We start from the raw sequence: 24,364 nt of genomic DNA, 5'->3' as shown, positions 1-24,364 counted from the left end.
CCGTCTCCGTTTAGCGTTTTACGCTGAGGGCCAGCCAAGGATCGGCAGCATTGCCATCACCCGCTTCGCTCATGCGATGTTCACAATCACTTAAGTGATGATGCATAGCCAGATGCGCGCCTTCGGCATCGCCCTGACTAAGCTTGTCCAAAATCTCTTTGTGCTCGTAAAACGAACACGCCTGTTCGCCCGGTGTGTCGTGATACGCAATGATGAGCGTGGTGCGGGCGCACAAGGTGTGCATCAACTCGGTCAGCTCATCATTGCCAGCGCAGCGCGCCAGCATCACGTGAAACGCATTGGACAGGCGCAACCAACTGATGCGGTCGCCATGTTCAAAGGCGTGCTGTTCACGCTCCACCATTTCATACAGGCCAGCCAGACGCTCCGGCAGATCCGGGTAGCTGATCAGTTTTTGCAGAATCAAGGCTTCCAGATCACGCCGCAGTTCAAACACGTCCCGTGTTTGCTTGGCCGTCGGCTTCCAGACAAAAGCACCCCGATTGGGCTCAATGACCACAATCTTGTCGTGTTCGAGGGCAGCCAGCGCCGCACGAACGGTCGCCCGCGAGCACTCGAAAATCGTGCATAGCGTGGCTTCCGTCAGTTTGGTTCCAGGCAAAAGACGACGGTCAACGACCGCATCAAAGATCTGGCTATAAACACGCCCGACCTCGCTATCTGCCATGCCTCCCTCTAGCAGCGAGGAGGCGCTGGGCGCTTGGGATTCACTGCTCATCCCCTCTTGCCGCCGTATCTGAAGCATAGAATTTCTCGTTATTGACTATTGACAATTATTCGGTACCCCGACAAAATCGTCAACATAAATTGTCGACAATCTGATTCCTCAAACAGAGCGACAGTTTCGGGGCCTCAACCCAGCGCACTGATCCTTGCACCGTTGGCCCCCGGCCGGTTCTCAAAACTGGGCTCGCTGGACCTTTTTTGATCACCATAAACCGGAGACATTTATGGGAAAGCTATCAACCCATGTCCTTGACACGACTCAAGGACGCCCAGCCAGCGGCGTGCGCGTCGATCTTTATTCCATCGAAAACGATCAACGTACTCTGATCAAAACCACTCACACCAATAGCGACGGTCGCTGTGATGAGCCCCTGCTGCAAGGCGAGGCCATGCACACGGGCGTTTTTGAACTGGTGTTTCATGCAGGTGACTACTTTGCCGCCAGCGGTGTGACTCTGCCCGAGCCACGCTTTGTTGATCAGGTCGGCATTCGCTTTGGTATCGCTGATGCCAATGCCAATTACCACGTACCTCTGGTCGTGACCCCCTGGTCCTGGTCCACCTATCGCGGCAGCTGATCGCGTATCCAAGTCGACTTTTCGCTTCTATACGAAACCACTCTGATACGAGATCTTTATGTACGCTTACCTACTTGAGTACGGCAACCTGCTGTTGCGCTGGTTGCACGTGATTGCGGCTGTCGCCTGGATCGGCGAGTCCATCTACTTTGTGATGCTGGACAACGGCCTGAAACCGCCTAAAGGCGAAGAAAGCAAGAAACGCGGTGTGTTTGGCGAGATGTGGGCTGTCCACGGCGGCGGCTTCTATCACAACCAGAAATACCTGACCAATCCGGCCGAACTGCCTGATGACCTGCACTGGTCTTTCTGGAAGTCCTACACCACCTGGTTGTCCGGTTTCTTCCTGTTCGCCCTGCTCTACCTGACCAAGCCCGAGTTCTATCTGGTCAACCCCAACAGTCCCTGGGAATGGGCGGCTCAAATGACCGGCACCCAGGCCAACGTCATGGCTATTGCCTTCCTGGTACTGGGCTGGGTGGTCTATAACGGCCTGTGCCGCCTGATCAGCCCCAACATGAACCGCGACGGCCTGCTGAGCGTGGCCGTGGCCATCATGATGGTGGTCGTGGCTTACCTGAGCGCGCACATCTTCTCGGGTCGTGCTGCTTTCTTGCTGACTGGCGCTGTCATGGCCACCAGCATGTCGGCCAACGTGTTCTTCTGGATCATTCCCGGCCAACGCCGCATGGTCAAGGCACTGAAAGCCGGTCAAGCGCCCAACCCCCTGGACGGCAAGCGCGGCAAACAGCGTTCGGTACACAATACCTACTTCACGCTGCCCGTTCTGCTGCTGATGCTGAGCAACCACTACTCGTTCACGTATAACAACCCCAATGCGTGGATCATCATGGTGCTGTTCATCTTTGCCGGCGCCCTGATCCGTCAATACTTCGTGCTGATGCACGCTGGCATCAAAAAGCCTGCCTACCCGGCTGCCGGTGTTGTGCTGCTGCTGATCGTTGGCTACCTGGCTGCACCTGCCAGCCTGAAAGGCGAAGTTGCCAGTGCACCAGAAGCGGCGAGCGGTGCTGAAACCATCAGCGTTGCCCGTGTTCAGGAAATCATGGATGCACGATGTGTTCAGTGCCACGCGGCCAAGCCCAATGCCGACTTCGGCTTTACGGCGGCTCCTGCTGGCATGTTGCTCGATACCATCGACAACACGGTGCTGCACGCCGAACAGGTGAAAACCGTGGTGCACTCCAAGTACATGCCCCTGGGCAACATGACGCAAATGACCGACGAAGAGCGTGCTGCCATTGCCGCCTGGAGCGGTACCCGCGACTAATGCAGAACAGGGCTAAAGCCTGACGAGCGACAAGCTCCGTAGTAACTTCCAACCCCGATATGATGAAAATCATGTCGGGGTTTTTTCTTGTTTGGAGGGCGGTTGAATGGCCCACCAGGTCTGCTAGCGATGCGATGAGCAAGGATGCGCAAGCGTACAAAAACCAATGACATGGGGGCTCAAGAATAGGCGGCCTTGGAAACTGAGCAGCAGCCCAGTGACAGCGGCCGGGACCTCCCGAATTTTGCCAAACGCATGTCAAACTCTCCCGCGTCAGGAAGGCAAACATAGTTTGGTGACTTGAAACTTCGCTTGCTGCTGCTCCTGATCCGAGGCGGCTGACAAACTCGAATCCGGGGGCAGTCCTACTTCAAGCTCAATGCACCGACTATCCAGAAACAAGAGGCGCATGCTCCTGTCGCGCTCCCGCCCTATCGGCCACAACTGTCCTTGCTGAAACAGGAGCAGGCGTTGCCCATGCTGCACTTCGGCTAGCAACTGCGTATCTCTTCCATAGATAGCCTTCAGCTTCAATGCAGTGACGGGAATGCTGGATCTGAGCTTGCTTACATCAGGCAGACCTGCCCCCTCCCGTCCCTTTTGTTGCCTCAAATCCGACGACATATTTTGACGAGCCTGCTCGGCTTCCAGCAACAACATCTCCCTTACTATCGTCACTATTGCTTCCCTTGCCAAAGCCGGTGCACTAAACATCAGTGTCAGACCAAACAGAATGCTCAAAAGTGGTCTGCATATAATCAGCCCAATCTTGATCGGCCCAGTCCCGCTGCGCAGATTCATAAACATAGCCTTCCAGCTCCACGATAAAAGCGCTGCCCAGCAGCGAGGGGTAGGACTGCGGATTCAATGACAAACTCAAGCGCTCCCATTGCAGATCAGGAAGCTGGGCCGCCAGCAAATACACCGAACGCAAAGGCGAGTGACTGAGCCAGGAGCGACGCCACCCACCTACCCCCACTTGCTCATTCTCATCAGCAGATTCGACCCATTGAGCCGGAGACACTGACAGGCGCATAAAAGCAGGCTGCAGGGCTGCCAGCTCGGCATGCCAGCTTCGGGATGCCTCAACTGGCATTCGCTCCTGATCCTGCGTTGCCAGAGAATGAGGAATCAATGCCTGATACCCCCGCCGGATATACAACTCACCCTGTCCCAATGCGGTGAACTCCAGCACATTCGGCTCGCGAGTCTGGCTCTGCATGGCCGCACTAAAACGTTGCACATCCTCAAACCCATAATGCGCCTGACACTCCCACAAAGCGGCCTGACGGCGACAATCTACCTGCTGCAATTGCCAGTCCGTTCCCTGTGCAGGGAGCTCCTCAATCAAGCCCAGCACCGCCTGGACACTGGTCAAACCAGACTCTTCCTGGGCGGCGCCTTGCCTCCAGTCAGACGCGTTAGCAGCCAAGCGTCCCGGCAGATCAACGGACAGCACGCTGCCAAGCGTCGCCATCACCAGCACGGATAAAACCACCAGACGGAGCGGGATTTTTTCATACCACCCAATACGCCTGACGGCTTGGCGCTGCATACGGCCCTGCGGTCTTCTGCCCTGCTCCAGACAGACCCATAAATCATCTGGTTGCCGCAATTCGCGGATGGAGGGATAACGCGCCAACATAGCCTGCCGCAAGGTCTGTACCTGTCCGACCTGGGCCAGAAGGCAATCGCTCCCCTCCATCACTAGGCCATGTTCAAGTACCAGAAACCACAAACGGCCGGGAGCCACCGTCCACAACAGGAAAACCGCCTCTTGAGGATGATGAGCAGCCATACAAGCAGCCGCAGAATAGGCCTGAACTTGCGTCAATCTGGCTCTTGAAGGCCCGTTCTGAGCCAAACGCAAGACTGTTTGGGTCCTCCGGCTGTTCAGCCAACAACTGGGAACCCAACCCGTTACCTGCCTTTCTGTTTGTTCACCTGCCGGTTCTTTCAGCCCCCCGCCCATTCCCATCAAGCAAGTCCAATACGATTGCTTCATCCGATGGGCTTGAGTCTGCCGCACACCTTCCCCGGCATTCACCCACTGCAATCCGAACCAGTACTCCCGTTGGAACGAGGCAGAACTCATTTCATACCCCGATCGCTTGATCCTCCAGCCCCATCCACTGGCTGCAATCCGGACTTCTGCTCCAGAGCCAGGCGATCTGTTTCGTTGCGGTACAGCTCAATACGGCCAGCCTGATAACGCCACCCCAAGCCATATACCGCTGCAATCTGATCCAATAAGGCTGGCAAACGAAGTTGTCCAAAAATCAGGCCTCGTGGCTGAGTCAACTCTGACTCCTCCCCCACGCCTGCTCGCAGCGGGAGCTGCGTCAAGAGCAAGCGAGCCTGTGGACTGATAAACACGGCCAGATCAGACAATAAAGACAAACGACGCGCCAGTTCATCCAGATTGGGCAAAGGCGTTTCCAAAGAAAAACTGTAGGTTTGTCTGGAACGCAATGCTGATGGCAAGACAGCCTGTTTTCGTAAAGGCACGGCCTCTCCCAGCAGCCAAGGCTTGTCAACAGACTGGGTATGGGTCATGGAGGATGAGCTGTTGCCATCCAGTACGACGGCATCCTCCAACCACGGTTGATCGACATGCTGTCCTGCTTTCTGCAAGGTGCAAGCCGCCATCACGAGCAAAGACAAGAGCCAGAGGTACTTCATGACTGCCCCTCGGGTGGCACGCTGGGATCGCAGGCTTGCGGCCAAGCCAGAACCCTAAGCACCTGGTTCGAGTAAAAACAGGCCTGCAAAGGATGAGCATTCAGTTGAGTCGCCGCTAACAATTGGGCCACAGCAGCCTCAAACCCTCCCTCAAAGCGAGCCGTCCCCTTGATGGGAAAATCGACCTTCAGGGTCCAATGCTCAGGTGCAAATACCCAGTTCGCTTGCTTGGCCCATCGGACTAAAGCCTGCCTCAAGGTTCTATCCTTTATTCGCAGTTCAAAAACAGGCTCGTCCTTGGACTCTGTATCCACAACAGGGACTGAGATCCGCAGCAACTCTGAGCGGGCTTGAAAGGCCTGTGTCTGCAATAAGTTCGCAGGAGCAGACTCACCCTCCTTTACTTGGGCCGCCATCAAATCTGGCACACGCTTTCCAGAAAACACATGACTTGGCTCTGAAGAGCGGGTATCGGAACGACTTAACGGGGAGTGGCTGGGTGGAGAATCACCACGCTGGGAGAGACTTGCTTGGGCTTGCTGCTGGTCGTTCTGCTGGCTGCGGCCATGTGGCAAGGGAGCCGATGTTTCTGCGTCAAGTAATGCAGAACCTTCGCCATGGGCATCCTTGCGCCCTAAACGAGCCTGCGCCTGTGTCCGCCCGGCCCGGAATATCAGCTCCGCCCACGAGCCCTCGATGATTTGAAACTGCCCCGAAGGCTTCAACGACAGCAGTTTCTCCTGCCTGTCTCTGCGTCCAAACACCGCTGGCAGCGTCTGCTCCGGTGCAAAATGCAGCCAGATGCGCGTCCCGTTATCAAACACCTGCATAGGTCCCACTTGCGGATCACCAGACAAGCGCCAATCGAAGTTGAAGACGCGTGCCCCCGGATCCGCCAACGAGCCATCAGGCCCCTGGCTAGTCTGACAGGCAGAGAGCCCCAGGCCACACATCAGCAAGACGCAGAAACGAACAAGAAAACGCATGGCAAGCACCCAAAGAAAAAACCCCATGTCCCGTCAAGGGCGTGGGGTTTATCTTCAAGGATGCCTGCTCAAGCCGCTAGATCGGCTTGTACGCACAGATAAATCAGCGTCCTTTCTGAGCCACCAGACGGTTGGCTTCCGTGGCGGCGGTACGCAATGCCGTCATGGCCGGTTGCTGACCATCCAGCGCACTTTCCAGGCTCTGATTGAACACGGCGCGGATCTGACGGTAGTTACGGAAGTTGCCCTTGGCTGTGCCCGATGTACCGCTGCTGTAAGCTCCCACCAGGTGCATCCAGTCGCCCTTGTCCTTGTAGTAGTCGCTACCTGTCGCGTTAAAGGCTTCGCGGCTCACAGGCAAAAAGCCTGTTTTCTGATACCAGCGAGCGGCGTTCTCTGGCTGGGCCAACCAGCTGATGAAGCGGGCCGAGGCCTGGTTCTGTTCAGCGTTATGGCCTTTGACCGCCCACAGCGCCGAGCCCGTCACAAAAGGCTTGCCGGGGGTTTGGGTGACTTCAGGGTAGTAAGGCAGACCGGTCACAGCGTATTTCAGGCCGCGCGTGTCACTGTATTCACCAATATGGCCGGAGTTGGAGAACATGACGGCACATTCGCCCTTGGCAAAACGCTGGGGCGACTCAGGCAAGGTGCCAGGCTTGACCATCAGCTCGGATTTCACCCAGCTGATCATCATGGACAGGTGGCGGATGTACATCACGTCAAAGTCAAAGCCCACTTTGCCTTTGACCTTGGCGCCGGGTGCCAGACCGTAAATCTGGTTATTGACCGCGGCCAGGTTCTCCAGGTTGATGGAGACAGACTGATCGGAGGTCAAAGGACAACGGCGCGAGCCTTTATTGGCCAGATCAACCAGCTGGGCCTGCAGATCCAGCCAGACACGGCTGGGCACCGCAGGTTCGATCTTGGCTTTATCAAAGGCGTCCAGGTTGTAATACATGACCGGAATTTCGGCCATGTAAGGAAAGCCCTGCAATTGGCCACGGCCATTGCGCACAAAAGAGTTCGAGGCCAGGAACCAGGACACATTGTCCATTTTTTCCCGAGCCAGCAAGGTGTGCATGGGCATGATGTAGGAGCGGTCAGCAACCTCGTCCAGGCCGGACATCTCGCCTAACTGCACCAGATTGGGCAAGTCCTTGCCCGCTTGCATGACCTGCTCCAACGAGGCTTCCGTATCATGCGCCTTGACCGACACCTTGACGTCGCTCTGGCTACGATTGAAATCCCGAACCAAGCGTTCAAACTCGTCCTGATTGTGCGAGTTCAAAGCGGTCCAGACCTGAATATCAACGGCTGCCAGGGCGGTCGACCCGAACAGCAAAGCGGCTGAGCCACCCGCTGCCATCGCCAAAGCCATAACACCACGTTTCAACAGTAATCCGCGTAGATTTTTCATACATCCTTCAAGATAAAAAAGGAAATTCAGGTTCGGGTTTGTGTCCCATGACCAGGTCCGCCAAGGCTCGGCCAGAGCCTATACCCATGGTCCAGCCCAGGGTGCCATGTCCGGTATTCAGGTACAGGTTGGGAATGGAGGAACGGCCTATCAGTGGGACATTTGATGCTGTGGCAGGACGAAGTCCTGACCAGAAATGAACATTATCAAAATCCAATGCGCTTGGGAACAGATCAGCTACGTGCGTTAACAAAGCCTGACAACGCGCGGGGTTCAAACTGCGCGAATAGCCCGACAACTCTGCGGTTCCCGCCACCCGCAGGCTATCGCCCAGGCGGGAAAACACCAGTTTTTTATCTTTATCCGTCAGGCTGACGATGGGTGCCCCTTCGGGGACCAGCACCGGGAAAGTGGCCGAATAGCCTTTGGCCGGGTAAACGGGGCAGGCAATCCCCAGCGGCTGCAAGACGGTGGGGCTGAAACTGCCCATGGCCACCACAAAGGCGTCTGCCTGTATGAACTCGTACGCACCGTCCGAACCAATGACCTCGACGCCCACCACTCGGCCCTTGGCCGTCAGCAGACGGGTGATTTGGGTGGAAAAGCGAAACTCCACCCCGGCCCGCTTGGCCATGGCGGCCAAACCGCAGGTGAACTGGTTTGCATCGCCGGATTCATCATCTTTGGTGTAATCGCCCCCCACGATCTGGCCGCGAGCCGAGGCCAGGGCCGGCTCCAGCTGCACCAGTTCGTCCACGCTCATGATGCGACGGTCCACGCCCATATCGCGCATAACGTCCGCCATTTGCTGCGAGTCATCCAGGCTTTGGGCATCCCGGTAAAACGTGATGATGCCTTTTTCCTGATGGCGATAATCAAAGTCCAGACTGGGACGCAATTGCTTGAGTGTGCTGCGGCTGTATTCCGCCATGGCCACCAGAGCGCGCACATTGGGCGCTACTCGCCCTGGCAGGCACTCTCGCAGGAAAGACAGGCACCAGCGCCACTGGCGCAGGTCCAGACGCGGACGGAACAACAAGGGAGCATCGTCCTGCAACAACCATTTCAGCAGTTTGAACGGCATTTTCGGGTTGGCCCAGGGCTCGGCATAGGACACCGAGATTTGCCCGCCATTGGCACGCGAGGTTTCCTGCGCGGGACCGGTTCCCCGATCCACGACCACCACCTCACAACCTTGCTGGCTGAGCCACCAGGCAGTTGATACCCCAATAATGCCGCTGCCCAGAACTGCTACTTTCATGTGTACTGTCCGCTTGTTGAGCTATTGATCAAGACACTTACTTTACGTCTGCCAGCGACGTAAAGGCATCTGCAAAATAATTGTCCGGATTCAGTTGAGCCTGCTCCACAAAGTCCTTGCGGGCTGCTTCAACCATACCCGGCGCGCCACAGGCGTACACCTGCCAGGCCGACAGATCCGGCAAATCAGCCAGTACCGACTGATGCACAAAGCCCGTACGGCCTGTCCAGCCATCTTCCGGCTGAGCATCAGAAATCACCGGAATGAAACGCAGATTAGGCAGTTCGCTGGCCCACTTCTCGGCCAGTTCAGACTGGTACAGATCCTTGGGTCGACGGCCACCCCAGTACAAGGCCACTTCGCGCTGGCTGCCAGTTTGAATCAAGCGCTCGATCAAGGCCTTGATCGGAGCAAAACCCGTGCCGCTGGCCAGGAACACCATAGGTGCAGCACTGTCTTCACGCAGGAAGAAAGAACCCAAAGGCGCTTCCACACGCAGAATTTCGCGCTCTTTCATGGCGGTGGCACCGGCACCGAACACGTGATCGGTAAACACGCCGCCGGGCATGTGACGAATATGCAATTCCACCTGATTGTCTTCCCGTGGCGGTGTGGCCATGGAGTAGCTGCGACGGCTACCGTCCTTCAGGATGAACTCCAGATACTGACCTGGGTAGTAACGGAATGGCTCGGACGATGGCATTTGCAGACGCACCACCATCACATCATCACGCACTTTTTCCAGGCCCACCACGCGCGACGGCATCTTGCGAATCTGGATATCGGTCGCCATACGAATTTCGTGGGACTCGATCAGCATGTCGCTGCTGGGCTTGGCCTGACAGAACAGGGTGTAGCCTGCCGCGCGATCCTCTTCGCTCAGCAACTGCTCGGGCGCACGGCCTGCATCGTATTCACCTTCAATGACCTTGCCACGGCAAGACGAACAGGTGCCATTACGACAGCTATAGGGCAAGACAATGCCTGCATTCAGCGCGCCATCCAGCACAGACTGTCCGGGCTGTACGTCAAAACTGTGCCCGCTGGGCTGAACCGTGACTTTAAAACTCATATCCAACACTCAAAAAAGAAATCTATCAGGCGGAGGCTCAGCCTCCGGCGGCTATGCAAATTCAGAACTCTTCAGGCCGATGCAGCACAGGGTCGTTCAATTTGAGCGACAGGGCCTTGCCCTTGCCTGCCCGCTTGCCCAGATAATTGGCCAGCATGTCCAGATCCATCACGATGGTGGATGGACGTTTGCGGTTCACCCCGCTGACGGCCAGACCGGCCTCACCAAAGGCCACCCACTGACTGAGCGTATCGCCCTCGTTCAGCTTGATCAGCACCGTGCCGCGCCCCCCCTTGGACAGCACTTTCAGTTCCTTGATGTCCACCACCAGGAAGCGTCCCTGCTCGCTGAGCAGGCCCACGTACTGATCGTCCGGACGCAAGGCCAAAGGCTTGAGCAGCTTTTTGCCCTCCTCGACAGTGACAAACTGCTTGCCCGCTTTCTGGCGTGTGTTCATGTCACCCTGGGAGGCCACAAAACCGTAGCCGTCGCAGGCAGCCAGCAAGTAGTTCTGATCCAGAGGCGCCCCCAGAATGTGCTCGATAGGCGCACTGGGGCTGACTTCAATCATGGAGGTAATGGGCTGTCCGTCGCCACGCGCTGAAGGCAAGCTGGAGACCGGAACAGTATAGACCCGGCCATCGGTACCGATCGCCACCAGATCCGTGGTACTGCGGCACTCCAGCGCATCGCGCAAGCCATCGCCCGTCTTGAAGCTGAATTGCGAAGCGTCGTGACCGTGGCCCTGGCGTGAACGCAGCCAGCCTTTGCGCGACACAATCACGGTAACTGGCTCATCAACCACCTTGGTTTCCAGCACAGCACGCTCGGCCGCTTCAATCAAGGTACGACGGTCATCACCGTAGGTTTTAACGTCGGCTTCGATTTCACGAATCATCAGGCGTTTCAAGGCCTTGGGATCGTCCAGCAGCTTTTGCAACGACTCCTGTTCGTCCAGACGTTCCTTCAGCTCTTTCTCTATCTTGAAGCCTTCCAGACGTGCCAACTGACGCAGACGCATTTCCAGAATATCGTCGGCCTGACGTTCGCTTAAATCAAAGCGCTCCATCAGGGCTGCACGCGGCTCGTCGGACTCACGAATAGTCTGAATAACCTCGTCCACATTCAGGTACACCACCATGCGCCCTTGCAGCACATGGATACGGTCGGTGACCTTGTCCAGACGGTAGCGAGTACGACGCTCCATCGTATGGCGGCGGAATTCCAGCCAATTCAGCAAAACCTGACGCAAGGAACGCTGACCGGGACGGCCATCCGTATCAATACACACCAGGTTGATGGAGACGTTGCGCTCCAGGCTGGTTTGCGCCAGCAAGGTGGTCACGAACTCGTCCCGATCAATAGCGCGAGACTTGGGTTCAAACACCAGACGCACCGCAGCCTGCTTGCCAGACTCGTCACGCACGGCATCGAGCATGTTCAGCATCAAGGCTTTGGTTTGCTGTTGCTCGGTACTCAGCGATTTCTTGCCGGCCTTGACCTTGGGATTGGTGCGCTCTTCAATCTCTTCCAGAATCTGCTGGGAGGAGCTGCCGGGCGGCAATTCAGTCACGACCAATTGCCATTGGCCACGTGCCATTTCCTCGAATACCCAACGGGCACGGGCCTTGATGGAGCCTCGGCCCTGGGCGTACACCGCCGCAATATCGTCAGCGGCGGAAATGATTTGACCACCACCGGCAAAGTCCGGGCCGGGGACGATCTCGTGGATTTCCTGATCGCTCAAATTCGGGTTGCGCAACAGGCTGACGCAAGCTTGGGCCACTTCGCGCAGGTTGTGCGACGGAATCTCGGTTGCCATCCCGACGGCAATCCCCGATGCGCCGTTAAGCAGCATGATGGGCAAGCGTGCTGGCAAGGTCACCGGCTCTTTCTGGCTGCCATCGTAGTTGGGGATGAAGTCCACCGTACCTTCGTCCAGCTCGTCCAGCAGCAGACGGGAAAACGGCGTCAAGCGTGCTTCCGTGTAACGCATGGCGGCGGCATTATCGCCGTCGCGCGAGCCAAAGTTGCCCTGCCCGTCTACCAGCGGATAACGCAGCACAAAATCCTGCGCCATACGCACCATGGCGTCATAGGCGGCCTGGTCGCCGTGCGGGTGATACTTACCCAGCACATCCCCCACCACACGGGCCGATTTCACGGGCTTGGCCGTTGGGCCCAGGCCCATGGCATCCATGGCGTACAGAATGCGGCGTTGCACCGGCTTCTGGCCATCAGTCAGGTCGGGTAAAGCTCGTCCACGTACCACTGAAACGGCGTAATCCAGATAAGCCTGTTCCGCGTAAGTTGCCAGCGTGATGCTATCGTCCGATCCCGCCGGTTCAAAATCCAATTGATTACTGTCCATAAATAACTCTTAAGTCGGGCTCAGACGTCCAGATCGGCCAAATTGCCTTTTTCTTCCAACCAGGCACGGCGGGCAGAGGCCTCGCCCTTGCCCATCAGCATGGTGAACATGGCTTGCGTGCCGCTCAGCCCATCTTCGCCCCAATGTACGGGCAACAAACGACGGGTATCGGGATTCATGGTGGTGTCCCACAGCTGTTCCGCACTCATTTCACCCAGACCCTTAAAGCGGCTGATGCTCCAGGACTCGTTACGTATGCCTTCGTTGCGCAGTTTTTCCAGAATCGCATCCAGCTCGCCTTGATCCAGGCAATAGATCTTGCGAGCCGGGCGTTTGCCGGCAGCAGGCACGTCTACGCGGAACAAGGGAGGACGGGCCACATACACATGACCAGCCTCGATCAGCTTGGGGAAGTGACGGAAGAACAAGGTGAGCAACAGCACCTGAATGTGCGAGCCGTCCACATCCGCATCAGACAGGATACAGATACGGCCATAGCGCAAGCCGGACAGATCCGGCTCGGACTGGGCGTCGTGCGGGTCCACGCCGATAGCCACGGAAATATCGTGAATTTCCTGGTTGGCGAACAAGCGATCCTTATCGACCTCCCAAGCGTTCAGAACCTTGCCGCGCAGGGGCAAGATAGCCTGAAATTCCTTGTCACGGCCCATCTTGGCCGAACCACCAGCCGAGTCACCCTCGACCAGAAACAGTTCGGAGCTTTCCAGGTCGTGCGACTCGCAGTCCGTGAGCTTGCCGGGCAACACAGCCACACCCGAGCTTTTACGTTTTTCCACTTTCTGCGCCGAACGGGTGCGCGCCTGTGCCTGACGCACCGCCACTTCAGCCAATTTGCGGCCCTGATCCACATTCGCGTGCAGATGCAGTTCCAGCGCATTACGTACATAACCACTGACCAGACGCACGGCGTCGCGGCTATTGAGCTTTTCCTTGATCTGCCCTTGAAACTGCGGGTCCAGCACTTTGGCCGACAGCACAAAGCTGGCACGGGCAAATACGTCCTCGGCCTGCAGCTTGACGCCTTTAGGAATCAGGCTGTGCAGCTCGGCAAAACTGCGCACGGCTTGATACAAGCCATCGCGCAAGCCTGATTCGTGCGTTCCCCCCGCTGGAGTTGGAATCAGGTTGACATAGGATTCACGCACAATATTGGAGTCCAGCGCCCAGGCCACCACCCAATGCGCACCTTCGCCGGCGGAGAAATTGTCATCGTCTTGCGGGGCGTACTGACGGCCTTCAAACAGGGGCACCAGCAGCTCCACGCCGTCCATCTCTTCCTGCAGATAGCCGCGCAAACCGTCTTCATAGCACCATTGCTGGCGCTGGCCGGTTTTCTGCTGCACCAGCTCTACCGTCACGCCTTCCAGCAAGACAGCCTTGCTATGCAGGATATGAGTCAGTTGAGCCAGGGGAATCTGGGCAGAGTCAAAATATTTGGGATCGGGCCAGACCCGCACGCGGGTTCCCGTCTTGCGCTTGCCCACTGTGCCCGTCTGGGTCAGGGGCTGTTCCAGCTCGCCATCGGCAAACACGATTTCATTGGCTTGCCCATCGCGCCAGACCAGCACTTCCAGGCGCCGCGACAAGGCGTTGGTCACCGAGACACCCACCCCGTGCAAACCGCCGGAGAAGGCATAAGCACCACCATTGAGCTTGTCGAATTTACCCCCGGCATGCAGACGGGTGAACACCAGTTCCACCACCGGTGCATTCTCTTCAGGGTGCAAGCCAACGGGAATACCGCGCCCATCGTCTTCAACCTGTATGCCGCCGTCCTCCAGCAAGGTGACAGTCAGGGTGCGGGCAAAACCAGCCAGGGCTTCGTCGGCCGCGTTATCGATGACCTCCTGCACAATATGCAGGGGATTATCCGTGCGGGTATACATGGCCGGGCGCTGACGGACCGGTTCCAGCCCTTTGAGCACCCGTATAGAAGATTCGTCGTAACGTGTAGTAGACAACTTGATTCCCGGTAGATCGTACAGAAAAACGCTATTTTACGAGTGGTTAGGCGCCAGTGGGGAAACGCTTTATTGGCGCGCGTTGCGCAGTGAATGCACATTATCAACCAGACGCAATGGTATCCTGTCAAAAATTGGCAACAAGACCGTCGCAATTGGCCGTAGAATACATTGTGCTCAGGTCACGCCACACGTATAGTTTTTCGTTATCTTTTAATTTTTTTGCATCTTGCCATGAGCGACTCCATCATTCACGTTACAGACGCCTCCTTCGAGAGCGACGTCCTCAAGGCCGAACTTCCCGTTCTGGTCGATTACTGGGCTGCATGGTGCGGTCCCTGTAAAATGATTGCACCTTTGCTAGATGAAGCAGCCGAACAGTACCAAGGTCGTGTTATCATCGCTAAGCTCAACGTCGATGAAAATCCCGACACCCCTGCTCAATTCGGTGTTCGCGGTATTCCAACGCTCATGCTGTTTAAAGACGGCAAAGTGGCCCAGACTAAAGTCGGCGCACTTTCCAAGTCCCAACTTAGCGCGTTTCTCGACAGCTCCCTGTAATCTCTGATTAACCGCACGCAGGCCCTTTGCTGGCCTGCGGTCTGCTGCTGAAAGCCCTTCCCCACTCCCATGCACCTGAACGAATTAAAAGCTCTGCACGTCTCGCAGCTGCTAGAAATGGCTGCCACTCTGGAAATCGACAACGCGAACCGCTTGCGCAAGCAAGAGCTGATGTTCGCCATCATGAAAAAGCACGCCAAAAAAGGCGAGCAGATTTTCGGTGACGGGGTGCTTGAAGTCCTGCCTGATGGTTTTGGTTTCCTGCGTTCGCCCGAAACCTCGTACCTGGCCAGCACAGACGATATTTACATCTCCCCCTCGCAGATACGCCGTTTCAATCTGCATACGGGTGACTCCATTGAAGGTGAAGTGCGCACCCCTAAAGACGGCGAGCGCTACTTTGCCCTGGTCAAGGTGGACAAGGTCAACGGCATGCAGCCCGAGGCCATCAAACATCGCATCATGTTTGAGAACCTGACCCCGCTGCACCCCGATCAGCCCATGCGCCTGGAGCGCGACATCAAAAGCGAAGAGAACATCACAGGTCGTATCCTGGATATCTTCTCGCCTATCGGTAAAGGCCAGCGCGCCCTGATCGTGGCCAGCCCCAAATCCGGTAAAACCGTGATGATGCAGCACATGGCTCACGCCATCACGACCAATTACCCCGAGGCCATCATGATCGTCCTGCTGGTGGACGAGCGCCCCGAGGAAGTGACTGAAATGCAGCGCACCGTGCGCGGCGAAGTGGTGGCCTCCACCTTTGATGAACCCGCCACGCGTCACGTGCAAGTGGCCGAGATGGTCATTGAAAAGGCCAAACGCCTGGTTGAATTGAAAAAAGACGTGGTGATCCTGCTGGACTCCATCACTCGTCTGGCTCGCGCCTACAACACCGTGGTCCCTGCTTCGGGCAAGGTTTTGACCGGTGGTGTGGACGCCAACGCCCTGCAGCGCCCCAAACGCTTTTTTGGCGCTGCCCGTAATCTGGAAGAAGGTGGCTCCTTGACCATCATCGGTACTGCCCTGATCGAAACTGGCAGCCGCATGGACGAAGTCATCTATGAAGAATTTAAAGGTACCGGCAACTCCGAAATCCATCTGGAGCGCCGTCTGGCCGAGAAACGCATTTACCCTGCCATCAACCTGAACAAATCAGGTACACGTCGTGAAGAGTTGCTGATCAAGCCCGACCTTCTACAAAAGGTCTGGGTCCTACGCAAGTTCATCCATGGGATGGATGAAATTGAAGCCATGGAGTTTATCCTGGACAAGATCCGGGCCACAAAGACCAACTCCGAATTCTTCGACATGATGAAGAAGTAAATCGAACATCCTGCGCAAGCCTCTCTATACGAGAGGCTTGCTTGCGATGGACGTATGATCGGGTGCATTCCCGTGCATCCATTCTTTCAATCTGCTGAGTTCTACTCGAAATCTCAGTATTGCAAACAGAGTTCGCTTGCAATGAAATCTATCTCTCTAGAACAGTTCCTAGCCAGAGTGCAGTCCCGCGACCCCAACCAGCCTGAATTCATGCAGGCCGTACGGGAAGTGATGACCAGCTTGTGGCCCTTCATCGAGAAAAACCCCCAGTACGCCGATCATGGTCTGCTCGAGCGTCTGGTCGAACCCGAACGTGCCATCCAGTTTCGTATTTCCTGGGTAGATGATCGCGGTCAGGTTCAGGTCAATCGCGGTTTCCGTATTCAGCACAGCAATGCCATCGGTCCTTTCAAGGGCGGCATGCGCTTTCACCCTTCGGTGAACCTGTCCATTCTGAAGTTCCTGGCCTTTGAACAAACGTTCAAAAACGCCCTGACCACTCTGCCCATGGGCGGCGGCAAAGGCGGCTCGGACTTTGATCCCAAGGGCAAATCGGATGGCGAAGTGATGCGCTTTTGCCAGGCCCTGATTGTTGAACTGTACCGTCACCTGGGTCCAGATACTGACGTTCCTGCCGGTGATATCGGCGTGGGCGCACGTGAAGTGGGCTTTATGGCCGGCATGATGAAAAAACTCTCCAACAGCGCAGCCAGTGTGTTCACCGGCAAGGATTTGTGCTTTGGCGGCAGCTTGATTCGTCCTGAGGCCACGGGGTATGGCACCGTATATTTCGCACAAGAAATGTTGGCTCGCAAAGGCCTGTCCTTTGACGGCATGACAGTGTCGGTGTCCGGTTCGGGCAATGTGGCTCAATACGCCATTGAAAAATGTCTGGATCTGGGCGCAAAAGTGGTTACCGTTTCCGACTCGCAAGGTTGCGTGGTGGACATGGACGGCTTTACCCGCGAAAAACTGGCTTCCCTGATGCACGTTAAAAATGTGCAACGTGGTCGTCTGGTGGATTACGCCAAAGAACACGGCTTGCTCTTTCAAGAAGGCAAACGTCCTTGGCACGTCCCTGTGGACATCGCCCTGCCTTGCGCAACCCAAAATGAGCTGGAGGGCAAGGATGCTGAAGTCCTGATCAAGAACGGTGTGCGTTGCGTTGCCGAAGGCGCCAATATGCCCAGCACGCTGGACGCAGTCGATGCCTTTATCCATGCCAAGATTCTGTATGCCCCAGGCAAAGCCAGCAATGCAGGTGGTGTTGCCGTATCTGGTCTGGAAATGAGCCAAAACGCCCAGCGTTTGAGCTGGACACGCGAACAAGTTGACGCAAAGCTGCACTCCATCATGCGTGACATCCACGAAAATTGTGTGAACTATGGTCAAGAAAGCGACTTCATCCACTACGTTAACGGCGCCAATATTGCCGGCTTTGTCAAAGTCGCCAATGCCATGCGTCATCAAGGTGTTTATTAAGTTTTGCGCCTTGCTCAGTAGTCAAAAAAACCGCCCACAAGGCGGTTTTTTTTGTTTATGGCCAAACCGGAAGTGTCTGTCGCAGGTTTGACCCTATCAGCCCTTGAAAGCCCATAGTCCAGTCATCTGTGTGGAGCAACAAAACTTGGTCCAGATAAGGCTCTGCCTATCTACCAACAGAGCCGAGAAGAAGCACCGGAACCAAGCCATGACCTCAAGGCAGAAGAATATCCCCACGCTGTGCATAATACGGCCCAGCCCACCGAGCCAAAGGCCGATACACCTCCAGATCTACTTTCCCCTTCTCGTCCATCAAGGACGAATCAACGTGAAAAGCCAGCACTTCCAGAATATGTAGCTGGTTCACGCCACGCCCCAAATCCACTACCTGATCCAGCTTGCACTCCATCTGCACGGCGGCCCCATCCAGGCGGGGCACGCGCACATGCTGGCTGGGCACCAGATTCATGCCCAACTCCTTTACCTCGCTCTGGCCGGGTGGCAAGGCAGCAGCACTGGTGTGAACCGCCGCCAGATCAGACTGACGACATAGCTGCACCACACATTCCTTATTGACCTGCAGATTGCGGGCCGTATCCTTCAGGCTGCCATCCTCATTGCGGTTGATATTGATCGCCAGCATGGGCGGGCTGTGCGCCACGTAATTAAAGGAGCTGAACGGTGCCAGGTTCACACTGCCCGACTCCTCCAAAGTACATACCCAGGCAATAGGACGCGGCACGATCAGGGACGTCAGCAGGCGGTAAGCCATGCTGTCGTCCATGCCTTCACAAGACAGGCTGCGATAGCGGGGTGATGTGTCAGTCGTCTGCATAGGCGGCCTAAATGAAGAGCTGAATGGTGGGTAAATAACCATCCACACTCAACAAGTCCACCCGCTTCTCCACGATCTCCCAAGCCTGATCGACGGCGCGCAAACGGTAGGAGGCAGTAGCGGGCAGAACCTCGGTTCTTTGCTTCTGATACTCCGAATAAATCAGATTGGTACGCACGGCATAGCAGCCGTCCTCGTCAGGATGTTCGGACTGAACGCGTGGATGTTGAATCACACGCAGACCACGTACACCGGGTTGCAAGGAAAAGGCACGGTGATGCGACAGGCGATCAATACGCAAACGCATCAACATACGATTTTCCAAGGCAATGCACATGCGCCCTTCGGGGCTTTCCTGGCCGGATTCACCGGGAATCCAGTACAGGCCATCCTGCGCGAATAGCTCGTACCATTCATCAAAGCGCCCCTCGTCCAGCAAGGCGTTCTCTTGCCATACAAAGTTCTGCAGGCTTTGTTGCATGCTCGTCGTTTGGTCCAGACGCTGGCCTTGTTCCTGGCTTTGCTGCGGATTCAATGGTTGCTGCTGTTGCTGCCCCTCTTGCAATGCATGCTGTACTTGGCCACTGCGCTGGCCCTGCTCTTGCGCCATCCCCATCACTCCTGCTCCTGCTGCTTCATGCCTTGCTTCCAGGCACGGTATTGGTTGCGTATGACCCATTCATTATTCGCATCATCAAAGCTGCCCTTGCCCTGCTCACCTTCCTGCGCATCGTATTGACGCAGCAGATTCACCCACGGATTGCCTTGGGCTTTCAGGCTGGCTTGCTGGCTCTCGAACAAGTGCACATCGTCATGGGCGACAACACTCATGGGGGAGTAAACCAGACGGCTATAAGTCAGGCCGCGATCCAGCATTTCACGCGGTGCCCCTTTGGGCTGAAACACCCACACTTCCAGCAAGGTTCGGTCTACCGCCAAAGGTCGCAATACACGAATAATCTGCGGCGAACCCTTGGCTGCCATGCTCGGGTAAAACACCACGTTCTGAGGATTGAAACCCAGCACCCGAGCCGCTTTCTCCTCGCCCCAGGCTTCGTTCATCATGGCTTCGTAACCCGGAATCCCGGAGTAGTCGGTATGAATGCTGAACTTGGTGCCCAGAATGCTGTGCCCGTTCGGGTACGTTTCCACGCCCATGCGTGAATAGAAGTCGTAGCCCGAACCGAAGGGCAGCAATTGCTCCAGCGCGGTGGGGTCTTCTTCCTTGAACACTTCACCCACTTTGGCTGCCGAGCTGGAGGCCGACTCATGCGTGGAGATGGGATGCACGGTGTCGTTGATGTTCTCCATGTACATCTTCCAGTTGCAGTTGATGACGGTACGAATCGAACCGCCAGCCACCTGCAACTCCCCTTCCGGCGAGCGATCCGCCATATTGTCCAGGGCCTGCAGCACATCACCGAAATACTCTTGCAGGCTGAACCCTTCCTTACTGAGGCGGGCAAACACAAAGCCGCGATAGCTTTCTACCGCCCCCGGTGTGGACAGGCCGCCCGCAGCCGGACATTGTGAAAACTCCGTGTTTTCATAGGCATTTTTCAGCGGCACCGCCAGCAGCGAGCCATCCAGCTTGTAGGTCCAGGCGTGGTATGGACAACGCAGCATCTTGCCCACATTACCGCTGGGTTCGCTGACCAGTCTGGCCCCCTTATGGGCGCAACGGTTCATCACCACCCGCACCGAGCCATCGCTATGGCGCAGCATGATGACGGGGCTTTGTGCCAAGGTCACCGATACATAATCGCCCGTTTTGGGCACCTGACTTTCATGGCCCACATAGAGCCAGGCACGGCTGAACAGCCGTTCCATTTCCAGTTGAAAGACGTCCTCGTCCAGATAGGCATCCCGATGGACCTGATGGTCCTGGGTCAGGCCCGACAAGGCGGCCTCGTTATTGGCATAACTCATAGTGCTTCCTGTAAATACGAGTAAAACGGGATTCAGACCGCCATAGCGGGTACTAAAGCGGGTGCAACCTTTCCCACGGCTTGGGATGGACAATCCAGAGGCACAGGCCAGATCTGGCTGGAATCATCCGGCGGCACACTGCCCAGCAAAAGACGGGTATAGGGATGCTGCGGGTCGGCAAACACCTCGGCGGTATTTCCTTGCTCCACGACTTCACCGTTTTTCATCACCAGCACTCGTGTGCACAAATAGCGAATCACGGACAAGTCGTGCGAGATGAACACCACTGCGATGCCCAATTCCTTATTCAGTCGCAGCAAGAGATTCAAGATCAGCGCCTGCACCGACACATCCAGACCAGACACAATCTCGTCCGCCACCAACAGACGCGGCTGCACGCATAAGGCGCGGGCAATGTTCACGCGTTGCTTTTGCCCACCGGACAGTTCCGAGGGGAAACGCAAACCCGCATCCTGGGCAATGCCCACCTGCGCCATCAACTCGTCGGCTTTCTGACGACGCTGCTCGGGCGTCATCCCCGGCTGCAACTCCAGTACCTGCGTTACCAGTTGCTGTACGCTGCGGCGTGGATTCAAGGCCGAATCCGGATCCTGAAAGACCATCTGAATCGTCTGCGACAAGGACTCGCCCTGCCCTTTGGCAAACTGCTCGCGGGACTGACCTTGCACCAGCACTTGCCCACCGCTGGGCTGCAACAAGCCCACCATCAAACGGGCGACGGTGCTTTTGCCACTGCCGCTTTCCCCCACCACGCCAACCATCTCGCCGGGGCACACGCTCAAGGACAGGGGTCGCAAGGCATACATCAGGCTACGGCGACCATTGCGTGTCACTCGATAGCTACGCTCCACGCTCTGAAATTCAACCAGCGGGGCGGACTCGTCAGAAGGCCCTTGCGGCAGGACATGCAGCTGGGCTTGCGACGCCACATCACGCGTCATACAGGGACCGGCGCAACTGACCCAATGACCGGGTTTCACCGCTTCCAACTCTGGCGCGCGCTGTTCACAGACCGCATTACGCGTAGGACAACGACGGGCAAACCGACAACCCGGCAGATCCCGCATGTCTTTCAAGCCCGGCATGATGTCGGCCAGTGACGGCAAGGCGTACAAAGGGCCATTCAATGCTGGCGTCGCGTTCTTCAAGGCCCAGGAATAAGGATGCAAAGGTGTATCCAAAACATCTGCAGCAGGACCTTGTTCGACCACATCCCCGGCATACAGCACGGCCACCTCGTCACAGACGTGAGCAGCCATGCGCAGATCGTGGGTGATCAGAATCACGGCGGTTTGATGGCGCTGCTGCACATCGCGCAGAATCCGGATGATTTGCGCTTGGGTAATCACGTCCAAAGCCGTTGTCGGCTCATCAGCCACAATCAATTCCGGGTCGCCGGAAAAAGCCATGGCAATCAAGATACGCTGGCACTGTCCGCCGGAAAGCTCATGGGCATAGCGTCCCAGCATGGACGGTGGATCAGGCAGACCCACTTCATGCAGACGTTCCAGGCAATATTGCTCGCGGGATCCACGGGGAATACCCAGGCGAGCCAAGTGCTCGAACATCTGCTGGCGTATGGTCAGCACCGGATTCAACGAGGACAAGGGCTCCTGCGGCACAAAAGCCACTTTGCGACCCAGCAGACGACGCATTTGTGCACCCGTGACCACTGAGCCCTGAAAACAGACCTGGCCCGAGGACAGACGCAGGTTGCTGGGCAACATGCCCGAGATCACCCGCCCTATCATGCTCTTGCCCGCGCCGGACTCCCCGACCAGACCCAAGGTGCGGCCTGCTTGCACTGCAAACGAGACCTTGCGCAGCAGTTCTACCGACTGCCCTTGTACCGGCACCGAGACACTGACTTGCTTGAATTCAATAACCGGCACGCTCATCAGTGCGCTCCTCGTTGCTTGAGCCGAGGATCCAGCGTGGTGCGCAAACCATCACTCAGCAAATTGAAACCCAGCACTGCAAACACAATGCCAATCACCGGCGCCATCAGGCCCCAGCCTGCCTGGTAAATCTGGTCACGACCATCAGCCAGCATTACACCCCAGGCCACCACATCCGAAGGAACAGAAAGGCCCACGAAACTGAGGATGGCTTCAACCACAATAGCCACCCCCATTTGCAGGCTGAACAAAGTGACGATTAGTGGCGCCACGCTAGGCAGCACTTCACGCAGCATGATGCGCAGGTGGGAAAAGCCCAGCAAATGCGCGGCATACACATAATCACGCTGACGCGCCACCAGCACTTCCGCCCGAACCACGCGATAAAAACGGGTCCAGTCCACCAGCACCACGGCCAGAATCACATTGAACAGACCCGTGCCCAAACCCACCATCAACATCATGGAAAACACCACGGGCGGGAATGCCATCCACAACACCACCAGGGAGCTGACTCCCCGGTCGAACCAGCCACCGATATAGCCCGCCAAAATCGCCAGCACCGTACCCAGCACCATGGTGCCGGCGGCAGCGGTCACCGCCACCTGAAAGGCCACACGGCTGCCATAAATCAGGCGCGACAAAATACATCGCCCCAGGCCATCCGTTCCCAAGGGATACTGCGCCAGACCGCCGTCCTGCCACGCGGGTGGCAAGAGCGTCGCCAGCAAGTCCTGTGCATTAGGATCGTTGGGTGCCAGCAAAGGGGCAAACAAGGCCACCAGAGCAAAAATCAAGACCAGAGTGCCGCCAACCAGCACTTTGGGATGGGCCAGCACAGGCCGCAGCCGCGCTTGCCAGAAAGAATGTGGATGCGCGCTCATGCGGACCTCAGACGTGGATTCATAACGCTGTACAAGCCATCGACACAGAAGTTGACGGCCAACACCATCAAACAGAACACCAGGGCCACGCCCTGAATCAGGGGAAGGTCATGGTTCTTGATGGCTTGCACCATCAGATTGCCGATACCGGGGAAGGAGAAAATGACTTCGATCAGCAAGGTGCCGCCAAACAAAAAGCCAAATTGCACACCGATCAAGGTCAAGGTAGGCAGGGCCGCATTTTTCAGCATGTGCACCAGCAGCACGCGCCATTCCGGCACACCACGCAGACGGGCGACATTCACGTACTGGCTATTGGCCGTTTCAATCAGGCTGGAGCGCAGCACACGAATCACGATGGGACTGAAAGCCAGGGCCAAGGCCAGGGCGGGCAGAAGCAAATGCGAAAAGGCATCCCACCAGGCTTGCCACTGACCGCGTATCAAGAGGTCAAACAGCAGAAAGCCCGTGCCGCCATCCACAGCGGGTGTCCCTTCCATCCGCCCCATAAAGGGCAGGACCGGGAACAGCACACCGAACACCACGATCAAAATAATGCCCCACAGAAAGGATGGCACTGACAGAAGCAGCACCAGCACAAAGTCGGCCACAAATTCGATCTTTTTCTTGTCCAGCAAGTACAGAACAAGGCCGCCGGGAATGGAGATCAGCAAAGCCATCAGCAAGCTGATACAGGCCAGCTCCAGCGTGGGTGGCAAAGCCTGGGCCAGCAAGCCCGTCACTGGTTGATGAAAGAAGATGGAGTTGCCCAGATTGCCACGAAACACACCGCTCAACCAAACCTGGTACTGATGCAAGGCCGAGCCATCCATGCCCAGCTCAACACGCAGCGCCTGCGCATCGGCTTCGGTGGCCGAAGGAGGCAGCATCATGCCCAGAGAGTCAGCGGGAATGACGCGCAGCATGAAGAACACGATCATGGACAGCAGGAACGCCGTCACCAGCACGAAGACGAGCTTGCGCGCCATCAGGAAGCAAACGTTTTTCATGAAGAGAACCGCAGGAGAAAATACGCCGGGA

At 56.7% G+C, this 24,364-nt stretch carries 21 protein-coding genes; 5 read left to right on the top strand and 16 right to left on the bottom strand.

The genetic code is table 11. The features are described from left to right. Positions 1–10: 10 nt before the first annotated feature. Positions 11–739, bottom strand: coding sequence for a GntR family transcriptional regulator (locus Q9R35_RS02665; protein ID WP_045930095.1), 729 nt, complete (start codon positions 737–739; stop codon positions 11–13). A gap of 232 nt (positions 740–971) precedes the next feature. Here Q9R35_RS02665 and uraH point away from each other — a divergent pair, with 232 nt between their 5' ends. After that, entirely contained in the window at positions 972–1,325 is a 354-nt protein-coding gene (uraH, locus tag Q9R35_RS02660) for a hydroxyisourate hydrolase (RefSeq protein WP_026483497.1), read from the top strand. A gap of 58 nt (positions 1,326–1,383) precedes the next feature. Further along, the gene (locus Q9R35_RS02655) at positions 1,384–2,616 is read left to right on the top strand and encodes a urate hydroxylase PuuD (RefSeq protein WP_125303113.1); all 1,233 of its coding nucleotides are present in this window, start codon (positions 1,384–1,386) and stop codon (positions 2,614–2,616) included. A gap of 273 nt (positions 2,617–2,889) precedes the next feature. On the opposite strand, the gene Q9R35_RS02650 is transcribed toward Q9R35_RS02655, so the two are convergent. The 9 genes from Q9R35_RS02650 to Q9R35_RS02610 form a co-directional block, all read right to left on the bottom strand. Continuing rightward, positions 2,890–3,357: a hypothetical protein gene (locus tag Q9R35_RS02650; protein WP_189319721.1), complete on the bottom strand. Its 468-nt coding sequence runs from the start codon at positions 3,355–3,357 to the stop codon at positions 2,890–2,892. Next, positions 3,323–4,414: a hypothetical protein gene (locus tag Q9R35_RS02645; protein ID WP_157664300.1), complete on the bottom strand. Its 1,092-nt coding sequence runs from the start codon at positions 4,412–4,414 to the stop codon at positions 3,323–3,325. Before Q9R35_RS02645 ends, Q9R35_RS02650 begins: the two co-directional genes overlap by 35 nt. A 293-nt stretch (positions 4,415–4,707) precedes the next feature. Continuing rightward, on the bottom strand, positions 4,708–5,298 hold the full coding sequence (locus Q9R35_RS02640; RefSeq protein WP_311219307.1) for a hypothetical protein: 591 nt from the start codon (positions 5,296–5,298) through the stop codon (positions 4,708–4,710). Then, positions 5,295–6,251, bottom strand: a complete 957-nt coding sequence (locus Q9R35_RS02635) for a TcpQ domain-containing protein (RefSeq protein WP_269435204.1) — start codon at positions 6,249–6,251, stop codon at positions 5,295–5,297. The genes Q9R35_RS02640 and Q9R35_RS02635 overlap by 4 nt, the downstream gene beginning before the upstream one ends. 136 nt (positions 6,252–6,387) lie before the next feature. Then, positions 6,388–7,701: an extracellular solute-binding protein gene (locus Q9R35_RS02630; RefSeq protein WP_042481588.1), complete on the bottom strand. Its 1,314-nt coding sequence runs from the start codon at positions 7,699–7,701 to the stop codon at positions 6,388–6,390. 7 nt (positions 7,702–7,708) lie between these two features. After that, positions 7,709–8,962 carry a D-amino acid dehydrogenase gene (locus Q9R35_RS02625; protein WP_086068529.1) on the bottom strand — a complete coding sequence of 418 codons (1,254 nt, stop codon included), beginning with the start codon at positions 8,960–8,962 and terminating at the stop codon, positions 7,709–7,711. A gap of 37 nt (positions 8,963–8,999) precedes the next feature. Continuing rightward, a complete protein-coding gene (locus Q9R35_RS02620) occupies positions 9,000–10,034 on the bottom strand; it encodes a CDP-6-deoxy-delta-3,4-glucoseen reductase (RefSeq protein ID WP_311219306.1) in 1,035 nt (344 codons plus the stop codon). 61 nt (positions 10,035–10,095) lie between these two features. Next, a complete protein-coding gene (gene parC, locus Q9R35_RS02615; protein ID WP_311219305.1) occupies positions 10,096–12,405 on the bottom strand; it encodes a DNA topoisomerase IV subunit A in 2,310 nt (769 codons plus the stop codon). A 20-nt stretch (positions 12,406–12,425) separates the two neighbouring features. Continuing rightward, on the bottom strand, positions 12,426–14,393 hold the full coding sequence (locus Q9R35_RS02610; RefSeq protein ID WP_371317311.1) for a DNA topoisomerase IV subunit B: 1,968 nt from the start codon (positions 14,391–14,393) through the stop codon (positions 12,426–12,428). Positions 14,394–14,621: 228 nt separating this feature from the next. Here Q9R35_RS02610 and trxA point away from each other — a divergent pair, with 228 nt between their 5' ends. From trxA to gdhA, 3 genes are all read left to right on the top strand, one after another. Beyond that, the gene (gene trxA, locus Q9R35_RS02605) at positions 14,622–14,948 is read left to right on the top strand and encodes a thioredoxin TrxA (RefSeq protein WP_042481598.1); all 327 of its coding nucleotides are present in this window, start codon (positions 14,622–14,624) and stop codon (positions 14,946–14,948) included. 69 nt (positions 14,949–15,017) lie between these two features. Then, positions 15,018–16,274 (top strand): transcription termination factor Rho, encoded by a 1,257-nt coding sequence (gene rho / locus Q9R35_RS02600; protein WP_009455931.1) that lies wholly within the window; start codon positions 15,018–15,020, stop codon positions 16,272–16,274. 141 nt (positions 16,275–16,415) lie between these two features. Then, positions 16,416–17,756: an NADP-specific glutamate dehydrogenase gene (gene gdhA / locus Q9R35_RS02595; protein ID WP_311219304.1), complete on the top strand. Its 1,341-nt coding sequence runs from the start codon at positions 16,416–16,418 to the stop codon at positions 17,754–17,756. Between the two features lie 214 nt (positions 17,757–17,970). Here the strand turns inward: gdhA and Q9R35_RS02590 are convergent, their stop codons facing one another. From Q9R35_RS02590 to Q9R35_RS02565, 6 genes are read right to left on the bottom strand one after another with little or no spacing between them, the layout of a single operon-like run. Beyond that, the gene (locus Q9R35_RS02590; RefSeq protein ID WP_311219303.1) at positions 17,971–18,591 is read right to left on the bottom strand and encodes a flavin reductase family protein; all 621 of its coding nucleotides are present in this window, start codon (positions 18,589–18,591) and stop codon (positions 17,971–17,973) included. Between the two features lie 7 nt (positions 18,592–18,598). Continuing rightward, positions 18,599–19,201: an aromatic-ring-hydroxylating dioxygenase subunit beta gene (locus Q9R35_RS02585; RefSeq protein WP_311219302.1), complete on the bottom strand. Its 603-nt coding sequence runs from the start codon at positions 19,199–19,201 to the stop codon at positions 18,599–18,601. A 5-nt stretch (positions 19,202–19,206) separates the two neighbouring features. Continuing rightward, positions 19,207–20,520, bottom strand: coding sequence for an aromatic ring-hydroxylating dioxygenase subunit alpha (locus Q9R35_RS02580; protein ID WP_063690659.1), 1,314 nt, complete (start codon positions 20,518–20,520; stop codon positions 19,207–19,209). A 32-nt stretch (positions 20,521–20,552) separates the two neighbouring features. Further along, the gene (locus Q9R35_RS02575) at positions 20,553–22,439 is read right to left on the bottom strand and encodes an ABC transporter ATP-binding protein (RefSeq protein WP_311219301.1); all 1,887 of its coding nucleotides are present in this window, start codon (positions 22,437–22,439) and stop codon (positions 20,553–20,555) included. After that, positions 22,439–23,323, bottom strand: coding sequence for an ABC transporter permease (locus Q9R35_RS02570; protein WP_045930107.1), 885 nt, complete (start codon positions 23,321–23,323; stop codon positions 22,439–22,441). Before Q9R35_RS02570 ends, Q9R35_RS02575 begins: the two co-directional genes overlap by 1 nt. Then, the gene (locus Q9R35_RS02565; RefSeq protein ID WP_042481614.1) at positions 23,320–24,333 is read right to left on the bottom strand and encodes an ABC transporter permease; all 1,014 of its coding nucleotides are present in this window, start codon (positions 24,331–24,333) and stop codon (positions 23,320–23,322) included. The genes Q9R35_RS02570 and Q9R35_RS02565 overlap by 4 nt, the downstream gene beginning before the upstream one ends. Between the last annotated feature and the right edge of the window lie 31 nt (positions 24,334–24,364).

This window comes from Alcaligenes sp. AB3, assembly GCF_031844565.1.
Lineage (GTDB): Bacteria > Pseudomonadota > Gammaproteobacteria > Burkholderiales > Burkholderiaceae_B > Alcaligenes > Alcaligenes faecalis.
Note: the sequence above shows the minus strand (reverse complement) of the source record. Positions and strands in the feature narration are given on the sequence as shown.

Bases quoted from the DNA above. Each gene is read 5' to 3' on its own strand.
- parC (WP_311219305.1), bottom strand. From the start codon at position 12,405: ATGGACAGTAATCAATTGGATTTTGAACCGGCGGGATCGGACGATAGC.
- Q9R35_RS02665 (WP_045930095.1), bottom strand. From the start codon at position 739: ATGAGCAGTGAATCCCAAGCGCCCAGCGCCTCCTCGCTGCTAGAGGGA.
- Q9R35_RS02635 (WP_269435204.1), bottom strand. From the start codon at position 6,251: ATGTGTGGCCTGGGGCTCTCTGCCTGTCAGACTAGCCAGGGGCCTGAT.
- Q9R35_RS02585 (WP_311219302.1), bottom strand. From the start codon at position 19,201: ATGGCGCAAGAGCAGGGCCAGCGCAGTGGCCAAGTACAGCATGCATTG.
- Q9R35_RS02645 (WP_157664300.1), bottom strand. From the start codon at position 4,414: ATGGCTGCTCATCATCCTCAAGAGGCGGTTTTCCTGTTGTGGACGGTG.
- gdhA (WP_311219304.1), top strand. From the start codon at position 16,416: ATGAAATCTATCTCTCTAGAACAGTTCCTAGCCAGAGTGCAGTCCCGC.
- uraH (WP_026483497.1), top strand. From the start codon at position 972: ATGGGAAAGCTATCAACCCATGTCCTTGACACGACTCAAGGACGCCCA.
- Q9R35_RS02620 (WP_311219306.1), bottom strand. From the start codon at position 10,034: ATGAGTTTTAAAGTCACGGTTCAGCCCAGCGGGCACAGTTTTGACGTA.
- Q9R35_RS02655 (WP_125303113.1), top strand. From the start codon at position 1,384: ATGTACGCTTACCTACTTGAGTACGGCAACCTGCTGTTGCGCTGGTTG.
- Q9R35_RS02640 (WP_311219307.1), bottom strand. From the start codon at position 5,298: ATGAAGTACCTCTGGCTCTTGTCTTTGCTCGTGATGGCGGCTTGCACC.
- Q9R35_RS02575 (WP_311219301.1), bottom strand. From the start codon at position 22,439: ATGAGCGTGCCGGTTATTGAATTCAAGCAAGTCAGTGTCTCGGTGCCG.
- Q9R35_RS02570 (WP_045930107.1), bottom strand. From the start codon at position 23,323: ATGAGCGCGCATCCACATTCTTTCTGGCAAGCGCGGCTGCGGCCTGTG.
- Q9R35_RS02630 (WP_042481588.1), bottom strand. From the start codon at position 7,701: ATGAAAAATCTACGCGGATTACTGTTGAAACGTGGTGTTATGGCTTTG.
- trxA (WP_042481598.1), top strand. From the start codon at position 14,622: ATGAGCGACTCCATCATTCACGTTACAGACGCCTCCTTCGAGAGCGAC.
- Q9R35_RS02580 (WP_063690659.1), bottom strand. From the start codon at position 20,520: ATGAGTTATGCCAATAACGAGGCCGCCTTGTCGGGCCTGACCCAGGAC.
- Q9R35_RS02625 (WP_086068529.1), bottom strand. From the start codon at position 8,962: ATGAAAGTAGCAGTTCTGGGCAGCGGCATTATTGGGGTATCAACTGCC.
- Q9R35_RS02590 (WP_311219303.1), bottom strand. From the start codon at position 18,591: ATGCAGACGACTGACACATCACCCCGCTATCGCAGCCTGTCTTGTGAA.
- Q9R35_RS02565 (WP_042481614.1), bottom strand. From the start codon at position 24,333: ATGAAAAACGTTTGCTTCCTGATGGCGCGCAAGCTCGTCTTCGTGCTG.
- rho (WP_009455931.1), top strand. From the start codon at position 15,018: ATGCACCTGAACGAATTAAAAGCTCTGCACGTCTCGCAGCTGCTAGAA.